This is a genomic window from Corallococcus terminator (assembly GCF_003611635.1).
Taxonomy (GTDB): domain Bacteria; phylum Myxococcota; class Myxococcia; order Myxococcales; family Myxococcaceae; genus Corallococcus; species Corallococcus terminator.
In genome coordinates, this window is record NZ_RAVZ01000080.1 from 1 (window position 1) to 20432 (window position 20432).

Annotated in this window: 16 protein-coding genes; 10 read left to right on the forward strand and 6 right to left on the reverse strand. The window is 70.2% G+C overall.

The window, feature by feature from the left end:
• Nucleotides 1-62 precede the first annotated feature (62 nt).
• The 4 genes from D7V88_RS14000 to D7V88_RS14020 all read left to right on the forward strand — a co-directional run bounded on the left by D7V88_RS14000 (nt 63) and on the right by D7V88_RS14020 (nt 4022).
• The gene (locus D7V88_RS14000) at nt 63-956 is read left to right on the forward strand and encodes an undecaprenyl-diphosphate phosphatase (protein WP_120541140.1); all 894 of its coding nucleotides are present in this window, start codon (nt 63-65) and stop codon (nt 954-956) included.
• Nucleotides 956-1594 (forward strand): NUDIX hydrolase, encoded by a 639-nt coding sequence (locus tag D7V88_RS14005; RefSeq protein WP_372241079.1) that lies wholly within the window; start codon nt 956-958, stop codon nt 1592-1594. The genes D7V88_RS14000 and D7V88_RS14005 overlap by 1 nt, the downstream gene beginning before the upstream one ends.
• A gap of 100 nt (nt 1595-1694) precedes the next feature.
• Nucleotides 1695-2636 (forward strand): N5-glutamine methyltransferase family protein, encoded by a 942-nt coding sequence (locus tag D7V88_RS14010; protein ID WP_244238135.1) that lies wholly within the window; start codon nt 1695-1697, stop codon nt 2634-2636.
• A 1152-nt stretch (nt 2637-3788) separates the two neighbouring features.
• A complete protein-coding gene (locus D7V88_RS14020) occupies nt 3789-4022 on the forward strand; it encodes an SH3 domain-containing protein (protein WP_244238137.1) in 234 nt (77 codons plus the stop codon).
• A 6-nt stretch (nt 4023-4028) separates the two neighbouring features.
• Here D7V88_RS14020 and D7V88_RS14025 read toward each other — a convergent pair whose 3' ends face one another.
• Together D7V88_RS14025 and D7V88_RS14030 are read right to left on the reverse strand one after the other, a co-directional pair.
• Nucleotides 4029-5501, reverse strand: a complete 1473-nt coding sequence (locus D7V88_RS14025; RefSeq protein WP_120541142.1) for an MBOAT family O-acyltransferase — start codon at nt 5499-5501, stop codon at nt 4029-4031.
• Between the two features lie 3 nt (nt 5502-5504).
• The gene (locus tag D7V88_RS14030) at nt 5505-8243 is read right to left on the reverse strand and encodes a GDSL-type esterase/lipase family protein (protein WP_120541143.1); all 2739 of its coding nucleotides are present in this window, start codon (nt 8241-8243) and stop codon (nt 5505-5507) included.
• A 178-nt stretch (nt 8244-8421) separates the two neighbouring features.
• Here D7V88_RS14030 and D7V88_RS14035 point away from each other — a divergent pair, with 178 nt between their 5' ends.
• The 4 genes from D7V88_RS14035 to D7V88_RS14050 all read left to right on the forward strand — a co-directional run bounded on the left by D7V88_RS14035 (nt 8422) and on the right by D7V88_RS14050 (nt 14671).
• Complete coding sequence (locus D7V88_RS14035) at nt 8422-9483, forward strand: mannose-1-phosphate guanylyltransferase (RefSeq protein WP_120541144.1); 1062 nt, start codon at nt 8422-8424, stop codon at nt 9481-9483.
• 225 nt (nt 9484-9708) lie between these two features.
• Complete coding sequence (locus D7V88_RS14040) at nt 9709-12129, forward strand: protein kinase domain-containing protein (RefSeq protein WP_120541145.1); 2421 nt, start codon at nt 9709-9711, stop codon at nt 12127-12129.
• Nucleotides 12130-12309: 180 nt separating this feature from the next.
• Complete coding sequence (locus D7V88_RS14045; protein ID WP_120541146.1) at nt 12310-13680, forward strand: phosphomannomutase/phosphoglucomutase; 1371 nt, start codon at nt 12310-12312, stop codon at nt 13678-13680.
• A 55-nt stretch (nt 13681-13735) separates the two neighbouring features.
• Complete coding sequence (locus D7V88_RS14050; RefSeq protein WP_120541147.1) at nt 13736-14671, forward strand: ROK family protein; 936 nt, start codon at nt 13736-13738, stop codon at nt 14669-14671.
• Between the two features lie 49 nt (nt 14672-14720).
• On the opposite strand, the gene D7V88_RS14055 is transcribed toward D7V88_RS14050, so the two are convergent.
• Nucleotides 14721-15806, reverse strand: coding sequence for a WD40/YVTN/BNR-like repeat-containing protein (locus D7V88_RS14055; RefSeq protein WP_120541148.1), 1086 nt, complete (start codon nt 15804-15806; stop codon nt 14721-14723).
• A gap of 48 nt (nt 15807-15854) precedes the next feature.
• Entirely contained in the window at nt 15855-16751 is an 897-nt protein-coding gene (locus D7V88_RS14060; protein WP_244238136.1) for a DUF547 domain-containing protein, read from the reverse strand.
• A 116-nt stretch (nt 16752-16867) separates the two neighbouring features.
• On the opposite strand from D7V88_RS14060, the gene D7V88_RS14065 reads away from it, so the two are divergent.
• Nucleotides 16868-17908: a Rieske 2Fe-2S domain-containing protein gene (locus D7V88_RS14065; protein WP_120541149.1), complete on the forward strand. Its 1041-nt coding sequence runs from the start codon at nt 16868-16870 to the stop codon at nt 17906-17908.
• A gap of 66 nt (nt 17909-17974) precedes the next feature.
• Here the strand turns inward: D7V88_RS14065 and D7V88_RS14070 are convergent, their stop codons facing one another.
• Together D7V88_RS14070 and D7V88_RS14075 are read right to left on the reverse strand one after the other, a co-directional pair.
• Nucleotides 17975-18187 carry a hypothetical protein gene (locus D7V88_RS14070; RefSeq protein ID WP_120541150.1) on the reverse strand — a complete coding sequence of 71 codons (213 nt, stop codon included), beginning with the start codon at nt 18185-18187 and terminating at the stop codon, nt 17975-17977.
• 142 nt (nt 18188-18329) lie between these two features.
• Nucleotides 18330-19730, reverse strand: a complete 1401-nt coding sequence (locus D7V88_RS14075; protein ID WP_120541151.1) for a TolC family protein — start codon at nt 19728-19730, stop codon at nt 18330-18332.
• A gap of 203 nt (nt 19731-19933) precedes the next feature.
• On the opposite strand from D7V88_RS14075, the gene D7V88_RS14080 reads away from it, so the two are divergent.
• Nucleotides 19934-20425 carry a MarR family winged helix-turn-helix transcriptional regulator gene (locus D7V88_RS14080; RefSeq protein ID WP_120541152.1) on the forward strand — a complete coding sequence of 164 codons (492 nt, stop codon included), beginning with the start codon at nt 19934-19936 and terminating at the stop codon, nt 20423-20425.
• The last annotated feature ends 7 nt before the right edge of the window (nt 20426-20432 follow it).

The window sequence follows — 20432 nt, forward strand, 5'->3', positions numbered from 1 at the left end:
GTGGGGAACCTTCGCGCTTGCGGGCCAGGAGGGCAGGGCATATCCCTGGCGCACCGCCCCCTATGAGCCTTCTCGAAGCCATCGTCCTGGGTCTGGTCCAGGGTCTCACGGAGTTCCTGCCCATCAGCTCCACCGCGCACCTGCGCATCGCGCCGGAGCTGTTCGGCTGGGCGGACCCGGGGGCCGCGTACTCGGCCATCATCCAGTTGGGCACGGTGGCCGCGGTGCTCATCTACTTCCGCAAGGACATCGTTTCGCTGGTGGGGGCGTTCTTCAAGGGCCTGGCGCGGCGCGAACCGTTCGGCACGCTGGAGTCGCGGCTCGCGTGGTTCGTGCTGGTGGGCACGCTGCCCATCGGCATCTGCGGGCTGGCGTTCAAGAAGCTCATCGAGACGCAGTTCCGGTCGCTCTACGTCATCGCGGGCAGCCTCATCGTGCTGGCGCTGGTGCTGTTCATCGTGGAGAAGCGTGCGTCGCACACGCGCACCGTGGCGGACATGACGTGGCGGGACGGCATCCTCATTGGCCTGTGGCAGGCGCTGGCGCTGGTGCCGGGCTCGTCGCGGTCGGGCACGACGCTCACGGGTGGACTGTCGCTGGGACTCAAGCGCGAGGACGCGGCGCGCTACTCGTTCCTGTTGTCCATTCCGGCGACGACGCTGGCGGGCATCTTCGAATTGAAGCACCTGCTGGAGGCGCCGACGCGGCCGTCCACGGTGGCGCTGGTGGTGGGCACGCTGGTGGCGTTCGCGTCCGGCATGGGGGCCATCGCGTGGCTGCTGAACTTCCTGAAGCGCCGCACGACGCTGGTGTTCGTGGTGTACCGCATCGCGCTGGGCGTGCTGCTGCTGGGGCTGTTGCAGGCGAACGTGCTCAAGCCGATGTCGGGCGTGGAGAACCTGTCAACGCCGGACGCGCCGACGAAGCCGCCGGTGGAAAAGCAGATCACCGACTGATGGAGGCACAAGCCGTGCGCGTGGAGGCCCTGTTCGATGCGTTGGAGGCGCGGCTGAAGGCGCGGCCGGCGCGGACATTCGACCTGCCGGGCCGGGTCTTGCGCGAGGCAGCGGTGCTGCTGCCGCTGTTCGAACGGGAGGGCGTGCCCTACGTGGTCTTCACGCGGCGGCCCGCGCACCTGCGCACGCATGCGGGGCAGTACGCGTTCCCGGGAGGTGGCCAGGAGGTGAAGGACGTCACGCCGCTGGAGACCGCGCTGCGCGAGACGGAAGAAGAGCTGGGCATCGCGCGCGGCGGGGTGCGCGTGCTGGGCCTGCTGGATGAAACGCCGACGACGTCCTCGTACCGGATCCGCCCCTACGTGGGCGTGATTCCGGGGGACGGGAAGTACGTGCCGAACCCGGAGGAGGTGGACCTGGTGTTGGAGGTGCCACTCGTGCGGCTGATGGACCCGGCCATCCTCCGCGTGGAGCGCCACGCCTGGGAGGGGGTGGAGCACGACGTGCACTTCTACACGCACGGCGAGCACGTCATCTGGGGCGCCACGGCGCGCATCCTTCGCGACTTCCTGCTGCTCGTGGCCGACGTGCCGGGCGTGCAGGCGGTGTTGGATGCTCCCCTGCCTGCCGGGTACTGAAGCGCGGCTCCGTGCTGGCGGGCAGCCCGTGCCGTAAGGCTGCTTGTCGCACGCGCGGGTGCGTCCAAATTTGGATGGACCGATCCTTCGAGGGGGCGACGTGGACGGTGGGGATGGGGCAGGGGAGCTCAGGGAAGCGGCGCTGGTCGCGCTGGGACAGGCCCTGCGGGCCGAGGGCTATGCCTTCACGACGGTGACCCCGGAGACGCACCGGCGGGTGAATGCCCGGCCTGGGGCGCGTGAGGCCCGTTCTCTCCGGGACGTGTTCGGGTGGAGCCGGCCGTTCAGGCCTGACGTGCTGGGGGCTCGGGTGTGGGCGTTGCTGGAGCAGGCGGGCGCGCTGGCGGAGTGTGGGGACGGGACGCTGCGCAGCCGGGTGCGGTTCTCCACCCTGGGCGCGGGGCTGTACGTCCATTCCGCGTGGCCCACGTCGCAGAAGGACGCGGTGTTCTTCGGTCCGGACACCTACCGGTTCTGCGCGCTGTTGCGGCAGGTGCCGGGCACGTTCCGGCGCGTGGTGGACCTGGGGTGTGGTTCGGGCGCGGGGGGCCTGTCGGTGGCGGGGAGGAGCACGGAGGTGGTGCTCGCGGACCTGAACCCGGAGGCGCTGGTGTTCGCGCGGGTGAATGCGCGGCTCAATGGCGCGCAGGGGGTCCACGCGGTGCGGTCGGACCTGCTCCAGGAGGTCTCCGGTGCGTTCGATTTGATTGTCGCGAACCCGCCGTATCTGGCGGACGAGGGAGGGCGCACGTACCGGGACGGTGGGGGCACGCACGGCATGGAGCTGTCGGTGCGCATCGTGCGCGAAGGCGCGGAGCGCCTGGTGTCGGGCGGGACGCTGGTGCTCTACACGGGCGCGCCGGTGGTGGAGGGCGAAGACCTGCTACGCACCGCGCTGGAGCGGGAGTGTCGGAGTGCGCCGCTCACGGACGTGTCCTACGCGGAGTTGGATCCGGACGTGTTTGGTGAGGAGCTGGAGAAGGCGCCGTACTCGGGCGTGGAGCGTATCGCGCTGGTGGCGCTGACGGCCCGGCGGGTTTGAGCAGGCCTTACACGTATGCGATGCAACTGGGGATGACGGTCTGCCGCTAGAGTGTGGAACTCGACGTGGAGGTTCCCAGTGCGGCCTGCGATTCCCTTGGTGCTGATCACCGCATGGGCCTGTACGAGTTCCAAGCTCTATTTCCTGCGAACAGAGCTGCCCATCTTGGAGGAGGATCCCAATCTGGCGGTTGCCCCAGGTCCCTGGAAGCACCCGGACGTGCCCATCGTCATCTCGGATGCAGCCATCGTTCCGGACGACCTGATTCTTCCCGCACTCAAAGCGTTGATGGCGTTGCCGGGCGCTACGGATGCGTGCGATCCGAATTCGAAGCGACCCCGTCGGGACGCCGTCGAATACTGTGTCACCCTCTACAAGACGCCGCACGACTGGCGAGTCTCGTGGCCCGTGCGGGGGCTCGTGGATGAGCAAGGCGCTTGTTTTCCAGCGTATGGTGGTGTGGACGATGAGGATTTCGGGCGCGACATGCCCATCTTCGGATTCGCCCACAATCATCCCTGCGGAACTCCGGTCAGCAGTCGGGATCTGAAGGTGTTTCCCGCGATGAGGCTGGAGCAGGGTGGTTGGGTTGTCGTGACCTATGGTGCGACTCCCAGTGGGAGACTGATCAGGGATTCACGAGGCGAATTGGTTCCGGCCTGGGGCTGGCTCGCGACGGGGCATCAGGACTCGCCACGCTTCTACAAGTGGAACCAGACGGGCCGGATGTACAGATGGAGCGAGGAGCCTCGGGGTTGGGATGCCGTGTCGACCTGTCAGCCGGGCACTCCGCCCGGTCCGCTGAGTCCCCGAGGGGGACCTCCGGAATGTGTCCCTGCGTTGCAGTGGTAGAAGGGCTCTGACTCCTCCGGTGAGGTTCCCATGCTGAAACCCCATCACCTGCTCCTCGTCGTTTCACTTCTTCAGGACGGAGGCGTCGTCACGTCTGCGACTGCCTCTTCCCCGCCAGTTGCGCGCGCCCCCGAACTCCGGGCGGATGCTGGAGGAGTGGATGCTGGGATCCCTGGCAACGCGGGGGTTGATGGCGGAAGTGCCAGGAAGCCGATCATCGCGGAAGGAATCCAATGGCCTGAGGACCTTCAGCCGTTGGCCACCTTGGATGGACCTGCTGTTCTTGCTGCACACGCCGTGATGCAGCGGGTCCTCTCTGGGTATCCCAAGCAGTACGCCAAGAGCTGCGCGTTCTCCGCCAAGGGGCTGGAGGTCATCGTGGGTGAAGAGCGAGGGATGTACTTCGTCCGCATCCAGCGCCGGCCCGACAAGTGCGGATGGGCTCCGGGCACCGTGCTCGGATTCGACGAGTTCGAGCTGTACGCTGTCTCGCCCGAAGGCAAGGTGCTGGCGCGTTATCCCTACCACCCCTGAGTTCGCTCAGAACTGGAGGTACACGTACGGCCGCGCTTCCAGCGACGCCAACTGCCGGATGCCCAGGCCGATGAGCACCAGCACCACCGCTCGCGCGGGCGCGGGCAGCTTGAGGAACGCGCGCGCCGTCAGGTCGTAGACCTTCATCGGCAGCGTGTGCGCGATGATGGCCACCGCCAACACCGTCCACACCAGCGGGCCCACGTTCGCCAGCCCCGGGATGCCCGCGAGCATGCGCTGGTAGAACTCCGTCGCGTGCGTCATGTCCGGCGCCCGGAACACCACGCGCGTCAACACCACCAGCGTGAACGTGGCCAGCATCCCCAGGCCCACGCGCACCGGGCCGGGCTCCTGCTGCTTGCCCCGGAACCACCACCAGCAGCGCACCGCGCACAACGCCACGCCGTGCACCGCGCCCCAGACCGCGAAGCGCCAGTCCGCCCCGTGCCACAGTCCGCCCAGCACCATCACCATCATCAGGTTGAAGAGCACTCGCGGCTTCGAACGCCGGTTGCCGCCCAGCGGGATGTACAGGTAGTCCCGCAGCCACGACGACAGGCTCATGTGCCAGCGGTTCCAGAACTCGAACAGGTTCTTCGCCAGATACGGCCGCGCGAAGTTCTCCGGGAACCGGAACCCGAACAACGCCGCCACGCCAATCGCGATGTCCGAGTACCCCGAGAAGTCGTAGTACAGCTCCAGCGTGTACGCGACCGCCGCCACCGCGCACTCCGCCGACGAATACGCGTGCGGACTGCCGAACACCGGATCCACGATGCCGCTGCCCAGCACGTCCGCGATGATCAGCTTCTTCACCAGCCCCACCGCGATGCGGAACATCGCCTTGCCGCCGTCATCCGGCGACAGCGTGGGCACTTGGCGGAAGTGCGCCATCAACTCCGACTCGCGGACAATCGGCCCGCTCACCACGCGCGGGAAGAACAGCATGTAGAGCAGGTGCTCGATGAACGAGTGCCCCGAGCTCGCCTTCCCCCGGTACACGTCCACCGTGTAGCTGATGGACTGGAAGACGAAGAACGACAGCCCCACCGGCAACAGCAGGTGGAAGGGCTCCGGGCGGACGTCCACGCCCCACGGCCCCAGGAGCGCCAGCGCCGTCTTGCGCAACAGCTCCAGGTACTTGAAGCCCGCCAGCATCCCCAGGTTGGAGACGATGGACAGCACCACCAGCAGCTTGCGAACGCCCGGCCCTTCCGCGCGCCCCAGGCCCTTCACCAGCAGGTGGTCCACCGTCACGCCGCCCAGGAAGATGAGCAGCGGCATCCCCGCCAGGAGCAGGGCCTCCGGCGTCACGTTCCCCTGAGCGATGAGCTGCGGGAGCTGCGTGAAGCCCGTGTAGAGCACCAGGCTGGCCACGAGCAGCACCAGCATCCGGGGCCAGAAGTGCCGGTGCACCGCCCAGTAGAGCGCGAACACCCCGATGACAAAGATGACGTAGTGGAGGCTGTGGGACAGCACGGCTCAGGGCGCTCCCGCGGCGGAGGCCGTCGGCTCGCCGCCCTTCTTCGTGGACTCGTACGCCGCCATCAGGTCCTTCACGAACGCGTTCGCGAGCACCGTGTAACCCGCCTGCGTCAGGTGCACCCCGTCCGCGTGCCCCAGCGCCTCCGGCTGCCGCTGCCAGCGCTGCATCGAACGCTCGCCGCCCATCGCCGCTCGCGCGGACCAGTACGCGCACCCCGCGTCCTTCGCCACCTTCGGCAGCGTCGTGAGCACCTTGCCCAGCGCGGGCGCCTCCTCCCACCGGCCGTCCGCGTCCTGCTGGAGCCGGTCCGTGGGCCCGATGAGCAGGCACTCCGCGCCCGTCGCCTTGCGCAGCCGCGTCACCAGCGCCGCGTAGTCCTGCTGAAGCGCTTCCGCGTCCAGCCCCGGCAGCTCCGCCTCGTTGGTGCCGTACCAGAACACCAGCAGGTCCGGCCGGCGCGCCTTGAACTGCTCATCCATCGCCGCCGCGTCCATGTCCCGCGCGGTGAAGGCCGTGGCGCCGGGCAACCCCAGCGCGTCGTACACCAGCCCCGGCGTGTCGTACTCCAGCGACGCACCCAGCACCGTCGCGGACCCTCCACCCTCCGGCACCGTCACCTGCACCGTGTGCGCGGCGCCCGTCACCGGGAAGGAGCGGATGCGCACCGTCGGCTTCGTCAGCGGTTCGGGCGGCGGGGCTTCCGGCGCAATCTCCTCACCGTCCACGCGGATCACCGGCGGCGCCGCATCCGGCGCGTCCAGCGCGTACAGGTCCAACCGGCCCGGCGTGTCCTTGCGGTCGTCGCAGCCTTCGCAGAAGGAGATGCCCAGGCTCGCGCCGGGCGCTCCCACCGCGCGGATGCCGGTGAGTCCCCAGAGCCCTCCGGGCACAGCGCCCTTCGCGTCCTCCACCGTCCACGGGCCGTCCAGTGTGCGCGACACGTGCGCCGCCTCCAGCCGGGACGACGGCTTGCCCGCCGCGATGAAGCCCCGCCCCGCGTCGCCAAAGCGCTTCGTCAGCGTGGCGCGCACGGTGTCGGAGAAGAAGTGCGCCGCCGTGTGCGACGCGCCGACCTGCGCGATGCCCACGCGCAGCTTCGCGCCGGCCTCTCGGCGGCCCAGGGCCTCGAACATCCGGTTCAACGCCGGGGTCGCGTTCTGGAGGCCCGTCGGGTCCGCGCCCGGCAGGCGCGGCGGATGCGTGCGCGCGAAGGCCCGCTGCAACGACAGGTCGAACAGGTGGCCCAGGAGGTTGGAGCCGCGCACGCGTGGGTGCACCAGGTCCTCCAACATCAGGCCCGACTCCAGCCACTTGAGCGCGGAGCCCTCGCCGCCCATCGCGGCCAACGTGTCGTAGAAGGCACAGCCGCCCTGGCGCGCCTCCTCGCGGAACACCTCCGTCACCTCCGCCGAGTGCCGGCGCGTGACGAGCTCGCCGCTCATCGTGCGCACGCCCGCGTCGATGGGCGACATCACGAGGCACGCCGCGTCCGGCACCGCCGTGCGCACGCGCGACACCAGCTCCTTCATCTGCGTGCGGACCTCGTCCACCGTGGTGCGCTCGCGCGAGAGGAAGAACGCCTCGTTGCCGCCCACCATCAACACCACCAGCGACGGCTTGCGGTGACGCAGTTGCGCGCGGAAGGCCGCGGGCTGCGCGCGCAGGTACACCTCCGCCATGCCGCCCAGCAGGCCCACCGTGTCGTAGACGACGCCCGGCGTGCCCGACTCCAGCGCGACGCCGTGCAGCTCCGTCTTGCCGCTGGCGGTGAGCGTCAGCATCTTCGCGCCCTCGGGGAGCTTCAGCCTCGCGAACGCGGCCTCTGACTTGGGGCCGAACGCGCGCGTCTGGATGCGCTGCGTGTTCTTGCCATCCACCGACACCTGCACGGAGCCGCTGGCCGCCTGGGCCAGGAAGTACAGCTCCGCCACGCGCGTGCCCTCCACCGAGTAGCGCGTGCTCTGCGCCGGCCCGTTGGTGGAGAAGGCCACGCCCGTCCAGCCCACGCGGTCCCTGGGCCAGTGCGTGTCCACCAGCCGCTCCATCTTCCAGCCATCCGTGCTCGCGGTGCCCGCGCGCGTGGCGCGTCCGGCGCTCGCCAGCCGGTGGATGTAGAGGAAGCCCGGGCCACCCGAACCGAAGCGCTCCTGGAGCCGGTCGCGCACCACGTCGGTGATGTAGTCGGAGGCGATCAACGAATCGCCCAGGTGCACCACCCGCACCGGCGTGCGCCGCGTGTCCGAGCGCAGGTCGCCCAACGCCCGCATCAGCGGTGCGAGCCCGTCCTCTTCACACGTGCCATCCGCGCGCGACTTGCGGCAGTTGAGCTCGATGTCCACGTGCTTCGCGCCCATGCGCTCGCGCAGCGCTTCCAGCTCCCGCGCGGTCGCAAGCGTGGGGGCGCTGAGCTCCTCCAGGCCGATGCCGGGCACGGCCGGGGCTTCGCCCACGTCGGGGCCGGCCTTGGGATCCGTGTCGGTGCCCACGCTGTCCGCGTCCGCGAGCGCGGAGGGCGGGGCGTCGGGGGCCAGGGTGTCGGCGGGTGGACGCGGGGCCTTCACCCCGCGCAGCGAGGCCGGCAGCGCGAGCGCCACCAGCTTGGGCCCGAGCGAACCTTCCTGACGAAGGCTGGGGAGGGGGCGGAACTTCTCCGGCAGTGGCGCCAGCGACAACCCCACCGTCAACAGCACGGTGAAGGCCAGCGTCCACCCGGTGGATGTGGGCTTGAGACTCAACGGTGGGGCATGAGACTGGCTTTTCGGGGGCGGGTCAAAACTCTGCCCACATCCGCGCGCCCCACCGGCCGGGCAGCAGACAGCCGGGCCCCCTTCCTCCCACGGCGCGAAGCGCTATGGTGCGCCGCCGTCAGCGTCAGGCGTGGCCTGGCGCCCTCCAGGAGCTCAGACCCCGCGTATGGCCCTCTATCCCGTCATCATGGCCGGTGGCTCCGGCACCCGCTTCTGGCCGCTGTCCCGCCAGGCGCGTCCGAAGCAGTTCCTCCCGCTCGCCTCCAAGCACCCGCTGCTCACCGACACCGCCCTGCGCTTGAAGGGCCTGGCGCCGGTGAAGAGCACCTTCATCGTCTGCGGCCCCGTGCACGCGAAGACGGCCCTGAAGCTGGTGAAGGGCCTACCCAAGGCCAACCTCCTGGTGGAGCCCGTGGCGCGCAACACCGCGCCCGCCATCGCGCTCGCCGCCCTCCAGGTGGCCGCTCGCGACCCGAAGGGCATCCTCGCGGTGCTGCCGTCGGATCACCACGTCGCGGACGTGAAGGGCTTCCAGCGCACGCTCGCGGAGGCCGCGCGCATCGCCGAGGGCGGCCACATCGTCACCCTGGGCATCAAGCCCGCGCGCCCGGAGACGGGCTACGGCTACATCCAGGTCGGTGACGCGCTGGAGGGCGGCGGCCGGCGCGTGAAGGCGTTCAAGGAGAAGCCCGACCTCAAGACGGCGCAGGCGTACGTGGCCGGCGGCGACTACCTGTGGAACGGCGGCATCTTCGTCTTCCGCGCGGACGTGATGCTGGAGGCCTTCCGCAAGCACATGCCGGAGATGCAGAAGGGCATCGACGCGCTCCAGAAGGCCGCGGGCAAGCGCACCTTCCCCGCCGTGCTCAAGCGCGTGTTCCCCAAGCTGCCCTCCATCTCCATCGACTACGGCGTGATGGAGAAGGCGGAGAACATCGCGGTGCTGGATGGTGACTTCGGCTGGTCCGACGTCGGCTCCTTCGCCGCCATCCCCGAAGTGCGCCCCGCGGACGCCCAGGGCAACGTCGTCTCCGGCGACGTGGTGCTCGTGGACTGCACGAACTGCGTGGTGCTCGGGGACAAGCGGACCCTCTCCGTCGTCGGCATGCACGACGTGGTGGTGGTGGACTCCGGCGACGCCGTCCTCGTCGTCCCCAAGGACAAGAGCCAGGACGTCCGCAAGGTCGTCGAGGCCCTCAAGGCGAAGAAGCGCCTGAAGCTGCTGTAGAGGATTTGTAGGCTCGGGGCTTACCCCGCCTCCTGTTTCCCCTCACACATTTCTTCCCGGGGCTCCCTGTCATTTCTACAGGGGGCCCCGAGCCGTTTCGGGCGATTGCTGGCACCTCCGGGCGGTTGGAGTGTCCGGTCCCGCACGAAGGAGGCCCCCGGGCACGGGGCGCGGAGGTTGCAAGTGCACCCCGGGTCCGCCCCATTCAGGGGGTGGCAGGCGGGGATGTCGATGGGCTGCAAGCGCTGCGTGGGGGAACACCAGAACGGGGAGGCCTGCCCTGTTGAATCGCCGTCGTCGGTGGCCGGGGATTCGCTGGAGGGCCAGCGGCACGGGCCGTTGCTCCTGAAGCGCCGGCTGGAGATTGGCGCGGTGGCGTCGGTGTACCTGGCGGAGTACGTGCCCACGGGACACCGCTTCGCGGTGAAGGTGCTGCATGCGCATCTGGCGGCCCGGCCGGCGGTGCGCGCGCGGTTCATCTCGGAGGCGCTCGCGCAGCGCAACGTCGTGCACCGTCACGTGGCGCGCGTGCTGGATGTTCGCCCCGGTCCCCAGGGTCTGCCCTGCGTGTTGATGGAGGCGCCGGAAGGCGAGTCGCTGAGCGCGATGCCGCTGCCGCTGTCTGCGGTGGAGGCGGGCGAGGTGTTGGATCAGGCGCTCGCGGGGCTGGAGGCGGCGCATGCGCGGGGGCTCGTGCATGGGGACCTCACGATGGACTCGCTGGTCGTCACGCGGGATTCGAAGGGGGCGCGGCGGGTGCTGGTGCGCGACTTCGGTGCGAACCTGGTGCGGGACGCGGCGCTGTCGCGGGAAGAGCGTGCGCGGGGCGTGTCGGTGGGTTCGCCCACGTTCATGGCGCCCGAACAGGCCACCGGCATCTCCGGAGGACCTCGCTCGGATGTGCACTCGCTGGGCGTGGCGGGGTATCTGCTCGTCACCGGGCGGCTGCCGTTCGGGCTGGGCCGGTCCGCGGACGTGGTGCTGTTCCCGCCGCATGCGCTCAACGCGAGCGTGCCTCCCGCGCTGTCCACCGTGCTGCTGCGGGCGCTGGCCGCGCGTCCGGAGGACCGCTTCGACAGTGCGCGGGACTTCCGCGTCGCGCTCGCGGAGGCGCTGGGCCTGGAAATCGGTGTGCGGGATGCCTCGGCGGATGCTCGCGAGGATGTTTCGTCGGAGGTCGTGACGGAGCGCGACGCGCTGGACGACATCGACATCGTGGAGGACGTGCCCGCGTGGGGCGATTCGGCCTCGTCCATGGAGGATGCGGCGCTGCGTGCGTCGGATGGCATTTCTTCTGACTCGCGCGCGGGCGAGGTGGCCATGCGCGCGGAGGTGGCCGCGTTCTGGGCCTCGGCCGTGGCGCTGCTGGGACCCGCTGAACCGGAGAACACCCTGGGGACCGCTGTCGCGTCCCGGGCCGATTCCTCGGGCTCCGCCGCTTCCAGTGGCGCGCAGGTGCCGATGTCCGCTTCTTCCAGCCCGGTGGCGTCCGGTGCCACGATCTCCGTGACTCCCATCATGCTGACGTCGCCGTTGGACATCGTCCCGGCGCCCGCGCACGCGTCGTCCACGCTGGGCTCCGCCGCCATTCCGTTCATGCACCTGGCGCCCACCGTGGAGGCCGCCCCGATTCCGTTGATCCACCCGGCGTCCTCGCAGCCGGCCGCCTTGCCCATCGCGCTCGTGGACCGCGTGTCGGACGCCGCCTCCGCGACCGCGCCGCTGGAGAACCCGGTCGCGCCGCTGGAGGCCTCCGCGCCCCGCACCGACGCGCCGTCGGACCTGCGCGTGCGCCTGGGCCTCACGCCGGGCGAAGTCCTCCAGGCCGTGTCCGTGAGCGACGTCGCCCCCGAGGGTCTCTTCGTGGAGTGCCGGGGTTCGCTGCCGCCGCTCGCCGCGCGCCTGCCGGTGGAGGTCTCCTTCCGCGGTGAGACGGCCGTGGGCGCGTGCGACGTCGTCCGCCACGTCACCTTCGACGAGGCCCGCATCTGGAACGTGCCCGCCGGCGTCTTCGTCCACTTCTCCGACGAGTACCCGGCCCTGGGCCGGCTCCTCATGAGCGCCCTTACCGAGGACCTGGAGCCCGCGCCCGACGCGGAGCTGGCCCGCATGCTGTCCCGCGCGGAGGCCGTCGCCCGCGACCCGTACACCTTGCTGGGCGCGAAGCCCGACGCGGACTTCGGCGACGTGCGCCGCCGCGCCCAGGCCGCCCTGCGCCGCCTGGACGCCTTCAACGGCCGCGCGCTGCCCACGGCCCAGCGTCAGTCGCTGGAGGCCCTGCGCCTCCGGGTGCAGACCGCGCAGCGGATGCTGGGCGAGCCCCTGTCCCGCGTGGGCTACGACGCCACCCGGGGCAACGTCGCGGGACTCGCCCGGTGTGTCGCGGCCGGCGTCCCCGAGCCGACGATGGAGGCCCTGCGCAGCGCCTTCCTCGCCGCCCGCCCGGAGGTGGAGCTGAAGGCCCGCGCCCTGTTCACCCAGGGACACGCCTTGGAGGTCCAACGGTCCGTGCCGGCCGCCCTGGAGTGCTACGCGGAGGCCTTGAAGCTGGATCCGCTGAACACGTCGTGGCTGCGGCACTACCAGTCCCTGCGGGAGCAGGTGCCGGCGGGGGCCGGGGCGCGAATGACCGGGGCCATGGCCTGATGGGGTCCATTACCCGTCAATGGGGGTAGGACGGGGGAGGTGTCGCCCACCCCAGGAGCAGCCGGGCGTTCAGGAGTGGGAGCGCGGTGTTCGGGCGTGTTCAGCCCCCGGGGCCGCTCGTGTAGTGTTCGCCGCCCTCCGCCGAGCCCTCACGGCCGGGACAGGGGTGGGGACACTGCCATGAACGCGCACATCTTTCGCGAGTACGACATCCGGGGTCTGGTGGACAAGGACCTCACCATCGAAGTGGTGGAGCTGCTGGGCCTGGGCCTGGGCACCATGATCCGCCGCAAGGCCGGGACCTCCATCGCCGTGGGCCGCGACTGCCGCGAATCCTCCACGCGCTTCCGCGACGCGCTCGCCAAGGGTCTCACCGCCACCGGCCTGGATGTCTACGACGTGGGCGTGGTGCCGACGCCGCTGACGTACTTCGCGGCGAACACGCTGCCCGTGGATGGCCTGGCCATGATCACCGGCAGCCACAACCCGCCCGAGTACAACGGCTTCAAGATTGGCGCGGGCAAGACGACCTTCCACGGCCACGAAATCCAGGAGCTGCGCCGCATCATCGAGGCGAAGGACTTCGCCACCGCTTCCAAGCCCGGCAAGGTCACGCCCTACGACATCGTCACGCCCTACAACCACTTCATCCGCCAGACGGTGAAGGTGGGCCGCCAGGGGATGAAGATCGTCATCGACGCGGGCAACGGCACGGGCGGCGAGGTGGCCGTCCCGCTGTTCCGCAGCATGGGCTTCGACGTGGTGCCCCTGTTCTGTGAGATGGACGCGAACTTCCCCAACCACCACCCGGACCCCACGGTGGTGGAGAACCTCCAGGACCTCATCAAGGCGGTGAAGTCGGAGAAGGCGGAAGTGGGCATCGCCTACGACGGCGACAGCGACCGCATCGGCGTCATCGACGACCAGGGCAACGTGCTCTGGGGGGATCAGATCATGGTGCTCTTCAGCCGCTACGTGCTGAAGGAAGCCCCGGGCGCGGCCATCGTCGGCGAAGTGAAGTGCAGCTACACGATGTACGACGACATCGCGAAGCACGGCGGCAAGCCGGTGATGTGGAAGGCGGGGCACTCCCTCATCAAGGCGAAGATGAAGGAAGAGCACGCGGAGCTGGCCGGCGAGATGAGCGGCCACATCTTCTTCAAGCACCGCTACTACGGCTTCGACGACGCGGTGTACGCGTCCGCGCGCCTGCTGGAAATCCTCACCCACGAGAAGAAGACGCTGTCGGAGTTGCTCGCCGACGTGCCGAAGACCTACGCCAGCCCCGAGCTGCGCTTCGACACGAAGGAGGAGAAGAAGTTCGCGATGGTGAAGCGCGCCACGGAGATCCTCCGCGACGCGGGCCACGAGATCATCGACGTGGACGGGGTGCGCGTGACGTTCCCGGACGGCTGGGGCCTCATCCGCGCGTCGAACACGCAGCCCATCCTGGTGCTGCGCTTCGAGGCGAACACCGAGGCGCGCCTGAAGGAGATCCAGGCGCTCATCGACAGCACGGTCGCCCAGGCGCAGAAGGAAGTCGGCGCCTGAAGCGCGGCGTTCCACGCGAAGCACCGCACACGCAACCGTAGGGAGGGAGTTGGCCATGCCGACGCTGGGAATCGACCTGGGCGGGACATCCGTCCGGGCCGCGGTGGTGGACGCGAAGGGCAAGCTGCTTTCGAGCGCCAAGGTGGCGGTGACGGACCGCAAGCCACCGGGCGTGGTGGAGACCATCGCCCAGGCGGCGGACGAAGCGCTGAAGCGCGCGGGCGTGAAGGTGGACGGCTGCGGCGTGGGCGCGGCCGGGCAGATCCACAAGGACTCCGGCGTCATCTCCGTGGCGCCCAACCTGGGCTGGCGCAACGTGCCCCTGGCCGACCTGCTCCAGAAGCGGCTGGGCTACGGGGTGAAGGTGGTGAACGACCTGTCCGCCGCGGCGTGGGGTGAGCTGCACGCGGGCGCGGGTCGCGGGTCGCAGGACATGCTGGTGGTGTTCGTGGGCTCCGGCGTGGGCAGCGCCATCATCGCGGACGGGCGGCTGGTGCAGGGCGGCGGCGGCGTGGCCGGAGAGCTGGGCCACATCAAGGTGGTGCCCGGCGGCCGGCTGTGCGGCTGCGGCGAGCACGGCTGCCTGGAGGCGTACGTGGGCGGCCACAACCTCATCGCCCAGACGAAGGAGCTGCTGGCGTCGGGGCGCTCGCGCATCCTGGAGTCGCTCGTCGCGGACAGCGACCCGGACAGCATCACGCCGGTGACGCTGGAGAAGGCGGCGGACGCGGGCGACGCGGAGGCGAAGGAGCTCCACGAGCGCGCCTCCCGCTTCCTGGCGATCGCGGTGGCCAACCAGGTGACGATGCTGAATCCGTCGCGGTTGCTGCTGGGCGGCGGCGTGCTGACGTACTGCCCGGGCATCCGGCAGCGCGTGCTGGACGGCGTGCAGATGTGGTCGTCGCAGACGTCGCGCGAGGGCCTGCTCGTCGCCGACGCGGAGCTGGGCGACGACAGCGGCATCATCGGCGCGGCGCTGCTGGTCGCGTGAAGTCTCCCCGGCGCGGGGGCATCCCCCGCGCCAGTGGGCTTCCGGTGCGCTACGGCTTCTTCGGCGCCTGCTTCGGCTCCACCGGGGATGCAGGCACCAGCCGGGCGATGCGGCCCTCTTCACCTACCGCATAGGCCGTGTCCTGCTTGCGCCGCGGTGAGGCCACGGCATGGAAGCCGGTGGCGTCCAGCGGCTCCCACGCCCTGCCTCCATTCACCGAAATGTCCGAACCCGTGGGGCCCACGGCCACGAACATCGGCCGCCGGGCGTGCATGAGCGACGCCACGCAGGAGCGGTAGCCCCTCAGCGAAGTCCCCGAAGGCACGCTCCAGGTCTTCCCTCCATCGAGCGTGACGGCCGCGGTGCCAGCGGTCTCCTCTGGCTTCTTGTAGTTGCCCCCCACGGCGATGCCCGCCTTGTCGGTCCAGAAGAGGAGCGAGAAGACGCCCGCGCCTTCGCCGGTGGCCAGCGGCGTCGTCGCGATGTTCCAGTTCTGGCCCCGGTCCGCTGAATACAGCACGCGCGCCGCCGAACCCCCCATGCCGAACCAGACGTGGGACGTGCCCTGCACCGCGATGCTCGTACCGCTGGCGGCGAAGCCCGCTTCACCCGGGAGCGCGGGGGGCAGCGCTTCCTTCATCACGGGCTTCCACGTCGCGCCGCCATCCTCGGTGGTGATGACGATGAAGCGCCCGTCCACCGGGTCGCTGAACGCGATGCCGTGCTGCTCATCCCAGAAGGCCATGCCGTCGAAGAACGCGCCCGGCACGGCGTTGGTGAACTGGAGCTTCCACGTCGCGCCTGCGTCCGTCGTCTTGTAGATGCGCGACTTGTCGCCCGTGCCAATGGACAGGAGGTACGCGGTGCGCTCGCTGAAGGCATCCACGTCGCGGAAGTCGAGCTCCTCCGCGCCCGGCACGGTGGCCGCCTTCCACGTCTTCCCGCCGTCCGTGGTGCGCACGAAGGTGCCCTTGTCGCCGCTGGCCCAGGCCACGCGCGCATCCACCGCGCTGACCCCGCGCAGCCGCACCGTCGTCCCGCTCACCTGGGGCTCCCACTTCACGTCCGCGCTCCCCGCCCCAGCCCCTGCTCCGATGGCCAGCCACGTCGCCAGCCACACCGCTCCCGTCATCATGTCCCGTGCCTCCTCGTCCGTGCGCGCAGGGGACGCTAGCAGGGCCGCTCAGCGCCGGGCGGCGGCGTCCGCGACGTCGGGCAGCGAGAGGTCCTCGGGCATGAAGGTGACGCGGCACTTGTCCAGCCGGGGCCCGCAGGCGCGGTCCAGGTCGCCGCGCGTGTCGCAGCCCGGGCGCTCCTCGCAGGTGTCCGGCAGGAAGGCCCAGACGAACTGGAGCACGTTGCCACCCCGGCCCTCGGGCAGCGCGGCGAGGAAGTCCTGCTGGCGTGTCTCGAACAGGCGCGCCAGGTGCACGGTGTCCCCCTCCAGCCGCACGTGGCGCGGGTTGCCCATGAAGCGGCGGCTGGCGTCGTTGAGCTGCGCGTCCAGGAACTCCGGCTGGTATGGCGCGCCATCCAGCGAGGGCCCGCCCCGCGTTCCCCGGAAGAGGGCGAAGTGCACGCGCGGGTCACCGTACTCGCCGAGGATGCGCTGCTCCAGCGCCCACAACGTCAGCCGCTCGCCGCCCACCGGCCACGCGTGGCCCCAGTAGAAGCGGCCGAACCACGCGGACCCGACGCCGTCCGGATGGCGCTCCAAAAGCTGCCGCAGCACCAGCGCGTTGTACGCGTTGAGCCAGTACGCCAGCCCCTCCTGGGGCGTGGGGAACAGCTCCGGGCGCAGGCGCGGCGACACCGACGCCAGCGACGCGACGAAGCGCTCCAGCGCCGCCCGGTCCTGTCCAAGCCCCACGAAGTCCAGGTCCCCGCCAGGCCGCACATGGTCCAGGGCGCGGGCGTAGTCGTTGGGGGTGAAGGGCCCGGCCGCGACGGGCACGGCCGCGGGGAGTGCGCCTCGCACGTACAGCACCGCCCCCGCGACGAGCACCGCCAGCACGGCCAGGACGACCGCCACGGCGGGACCGCGCGCACGGCGCTGGAGCAGGGGGGGAGGAGCACTCACGGCGCGGCAGTCTATGCCACCCTCCGGGGCCGCTCCCCAGCCCCTTCCGGACACCGCCTGGCCCCCCGGGGACCCACCCGGGGTCGGGACCGACAGGCCGCTATACTGGCGCTTCCATGGAGCCTACCCCCGACGTCGTCCGGCACTTCCACCCGGTGCTCCCCTCCCGTCAGCTCCGCCAGCAACCCGTGCGCGTGGAGCTCGCGGGCCATGCCTATGCGCTCTTCCGGGATGCCTCTGGCCGTGCCGCGGCCCTGTCCGACGCCTGTCCCCACCGCTTCGCGCCGCTTTCGAAGGGGACGGTGACGAAGGACGGCCAACTCCAGTGCCCGTACCACGGCTGGCGCTTCGACTCGCGCGGCCACGGCACCAACCCCAGCCAGCCGGAGCTGCGCCACTGCGAGGCGCGCAGCTTCCAGGTGGTGGAGCGCCACGGGTACCTGTGGCTCGCGCACGCGGACACGCCCCTGTCCGCGATGCCGGAGCTGTCGGGGGACGACTACGTCTTCGGAGGCACCTTCTCCACGCTGTTCCAGGCGCCGCTGCACGTGACGCTCGACAACTTCAGCGAGGACGAACACACGCCCTATGTCCACACGCGGCTGGGGTGGAGCGGCGCGCAGACCGGGGCGGTGGAGTTCGACGCGCACAACCACCCGGACCACACGGAAGTGCACTACCGCGCCCCGCAGCGGCCCGCGCCCATCATGAAGCTGCTCCTGGTGCGCGACGGCGACTACTTCCACAACGACTGGGTGACGCGCTTCGATCCAGTGCGCAGCATCTACACCATCCACTGGAAGTCCTCGGAAGGGATGCCCCGTCCCTTCATCACGCAGGCACACATCTTCTTCGTGCCGGAGACGGCGCGCACCACGCGCCTGCACGTCTTCTCCTTCCTGCGCACGTCGATGCCGCTCTTGAAGCCCCTGCTGCCGGTGGCGGCGAAGGCCGCGCTGGGCCTCACCTGGTGGGAGGTGCGCGATGACGCGCGCTTCATCCCCACCGTCGCGGACACGCCCTACAGCCACAAGGGCATGCGGCTGGACAAGTACGACAAGCCGCTGGTGCACCAGCGCAAGCTCATGGAGCGCATCTACTACGCGCACGAGCCGGAGACCGTGCCCCGCGTCGTCCACGAAGCCACGGGCACCTGACGGCACCTGAGCTCCGGGTTCCCCCTTCGCGACGCGGTGTCGCGAGGGGGTGGAGGACTCGTCGCCTCAGTGCATGGCGGGCGCGGGCTCCCCGCCAATGGGGACCGACTCGCCGACCTGCGCCTCGTATGCGTTGCAGCCGCTGTCGGCTGACACCAGGAGCGCGAACTTCTTCAGCTCGGACTGGTTGCAGCTCTGGACATCGTTGTCGCTCGGCTCGTCGCTGTTGCCGGCGAAGAAACGACAGCTCTTGCAGTTGCCCCAGGATGCGTCCGCCATGATTCCCTCCTCGTGAGAGCGGGTCCTGTCTGGAGGGTGGGGCTGACGCCGGGCCACCACAACGCGAGACCTGCTTCTCTCCCGGGAGGGTAGGGGACCCGGCGCCCCAGGATGGGCGCCGGGAATTTCCCCTCACACCCCGTTACGGCTGGGGCGCGGGCTGCTGCGCCGGCTGCTGCTGCGTCGGCTGCTGCTGCGCCGGCTGCTGCTGTTCCGGCTGCGCCGACACGCCGGGCTGGGCACCCAGGGCCGCCGCGTCCTTGCGCACCGAACCGGACTCGAACGAGCCCATCGCGTTGAGCAGGCGCAGCGCGGCCAGGGACGCCTGGAGGCGCTCGGACACGAAGCCCACCTCGGCGTTGGTGAGCGAGGTGTTGGCGTCCGCGACCTCCAGGTACGTGGCGACGCCCGCCTGGAAGCTCACGTCGGTGAGGCGGTTGGACTCGCGGGCAAGGCCCAGGGCCTCCTCGGCCTTGGAGCGGTTGGCGAGCGCGTTCTCCAGGTCCAGCTTGGAGCGACGCACTTCCTCCGTCACGCGGGCCTGGGCCAACTGCTGGCTCACGGTGGCCTCACGCACGCGGGACGACGCCTCGGAGAGGTTCGCCTCGCGCATGCCGCCGTCGAACAGCGTCCAACTGGCGCCGAAGGTGATGGCCCACGTCTCGTTCTGGCCCGTGAAGCCCGCCGCGTTCGCGATGCGGTACGCGCCCGTGACACCCAGCGTGGGCAGGTAGCTCAGGATGACGCCCGTCTTGTTGATGCGCGTCAGCTTCAGGCCCACTTCGGCGGCCTGCACGTCCGAGCGCTCCTGGAGCGCCTGGTTCACCAGGTCATCCGGCGACGCCTGCGCGGGCACCTGCGGCTCCGGCGGCGGGGCCAGGTCGAAGTCCGGGTCCTTCTGGATGAGCGTGCCCAGCGCCAGCTTCAGGCCCGCGAGCGCGTTCTTCGCGCGCACCAGGTCCTGCTCCGCGCGCGAACGGTCCAACTGCGCGCGCAAGAGCGCCACGCGCGTCACCGTGCCCGCGTCGAACCGGGCCTGGGTGTCCTTCTCCCGCGCCTGGGTCAGCTCCAGCAGACGCTCCTGGGCCCGAAGCGCTTCCTGCTGCGCCGCCGCACCGTAGTAGGCCTGCGCCACGCCGAAGAGCACCTGCCGGCGCGCCGTCTGCGTGTTGAGCTCCGCCAGCTTCACCGACTTGTAGGACGCCGCGATGGCCGCCCAGAGCTGGGGCGCGATGATGGCCTGGCGCACTTCCGCCTGCGCACCCTGCTGGATGAGCGGCTGGATGACGATGTCCACCGGGGCGATGGGGCCCGCCGGGATGACAGCCGCCACGTTGTTGCGCGTGATGGACGCCCCCACGGTGATGGTCGGCAGGTAGCCGGCCCAGGCCTTGCGGGTCGCGAGGGACGCCTGCTCGAAGCGCTCCTGGGCAATCTTCAAATCGAGGTTCTGCTGACGGGCCGACTCCAGCGCCTCGTCCAGCGACAGTACAGGCGCCGCGGCCAGGGCGGCCGACAGGGAAAGCGCCAGAAGGGTACTCATACCGCCTTGACCTCCTCACCGACCCGCGGGAGCGCGAGGCGGATCCGTCCAATGGACGACTGCGTTGCGTCATCTACCCGACCCTGGAGCCCCGTGAAAGTACTCCGCACTGTCGGATGATGGAATATCCGGAATGTAGTACCCGTCAAAGGTTGAGGGTGTCAATTGTTTATGCGAGCTGTGTGAATTAGTGTGAAGGCACCATGAACGGTCTTGGCGAAGGTCACAGCGAGCAGGCAGGGCGTCCGCCGGAGGCCCGGACTCAAGGTGTGGAGGAAGCGGAGGTGGGGCTCGCGCAGCAGGCGTGGACGCTCCTCTTCGAACTGCTCCACACGCACATGCGCAACTTCCCCGCGCTGGCGGCGGAGTTCGACCTGTCCCCGGTGCAGGCGCACGTCCTGCGGCAGTTGGGCGAGGGAGCGCTCGCGATGAGCACGCTCGCCACCTACCTGTCGTGTGATGCGTCCAACGTGACGGGGCTGGTGGACCGGCTGGAGGCGCGCAAGCTGGTGGAGCGGCGCAGCAGCGAACAGGACCGGCGGGTGAAGATGCTGGTGCTGACGGAGGCTGGCGCGGAGCTGCGCGGTCGGCTGATGGCGCGGATGGCCCGGCCTCCGCCCTTCATGGCATCGATGCCGGAAGAGGACCTGGTGGCGCTGGGCGACATCATGCGCCGAGCGCTCAAGACGCAGTAGGCGGGGC

Bases quoted from the DNA above. Each gene is read 5' to 3' on its own strand.
- D7V88_RS14040 (WP_120541145.1), top strand. From the start codon at position 9,709: ATGTCGATGGGCTGCAAGCGCTGCGTGGGGGAACACCAGAACGGGGAG.
- D7V88_RS14055 (WP_120541148.1), bottom strand. From the start codon at position 15,806: ATGATGACGGGAGCGGTGTGGCTGGCGACGTGGCTGGCCATCGGAGCA.
- D7V88_RS14035 (WP_120541144.1), top strand. From the start codon at position 8,422: ATGGCCCTCTATCCCGTCATCATGGCCGGTGGCTCCGGCACCCGCTTC.
- D7V88_RS14070 (WP_120541150.1), bottom strand. From the start codon at position 18,187: ATGGCGGACGCATCCTGGGGCAACTGCAAGAGCTGTCGTTTCTTCGCC.
- D7V88_RS14020 (WP_244238137.1), top strand. From the start codon at position 3,789: ATGCAGCGGGTCCTCTCTGGGTATCCCAAGCAGTACGCCAAGAGCTGC.
- D7V88_RS14065 (WP_120541149.1), top strand. From the start codon at position 16,868: ATGGAGCCTACCCCCGACGTCGTCCGGCACTTCCACCCGGTGCTCCCC.
- D7V88_RS14075 (WP_120541151.1), bottom strand. From the start codon at position 19,730: ATGAGTACCCTTCTGGCGCTTTCCCTGTCGGCCGCCCTGGCCGCGGCG.
- D7V88_RS14000 (WP_120541140.1), top strand. From the start codon at position 63: ATGAGCCTTCTCGAAGCCATCGTCCTGGGTCTGGTCCAGGGTCTCACG.
- D7V88_RS14080 (WP_120541152.1), top strand. From the start codon at position 19,934: ATGAACGGTCTTGGCGAAGGTCACAGCGAGCAGGCAGGGCGTCCGCCG.
- D7V88_RS14050 (WP_120541147.1), top strand. From the start codon at position 13,736: ATGCCGACGCTGGGAATCGACCTGGGCGGGACATCCGTCCGGGCCGCG.
- D7V88_RS14005 (WP_372241079.1), top strand. From the start codon at position 956: ATGGAGGCACAAGCCGTGCGCGTGGAGGCCCTGTTCGATGCGTTGGAG.
- D7V88_RS14045 (WP_120541146.1), top strand. From the start codon at position 12,310: ATGAACGCGCACATCTTTCGCGAGTACGACATCCGGGGTCTGGTGGAC.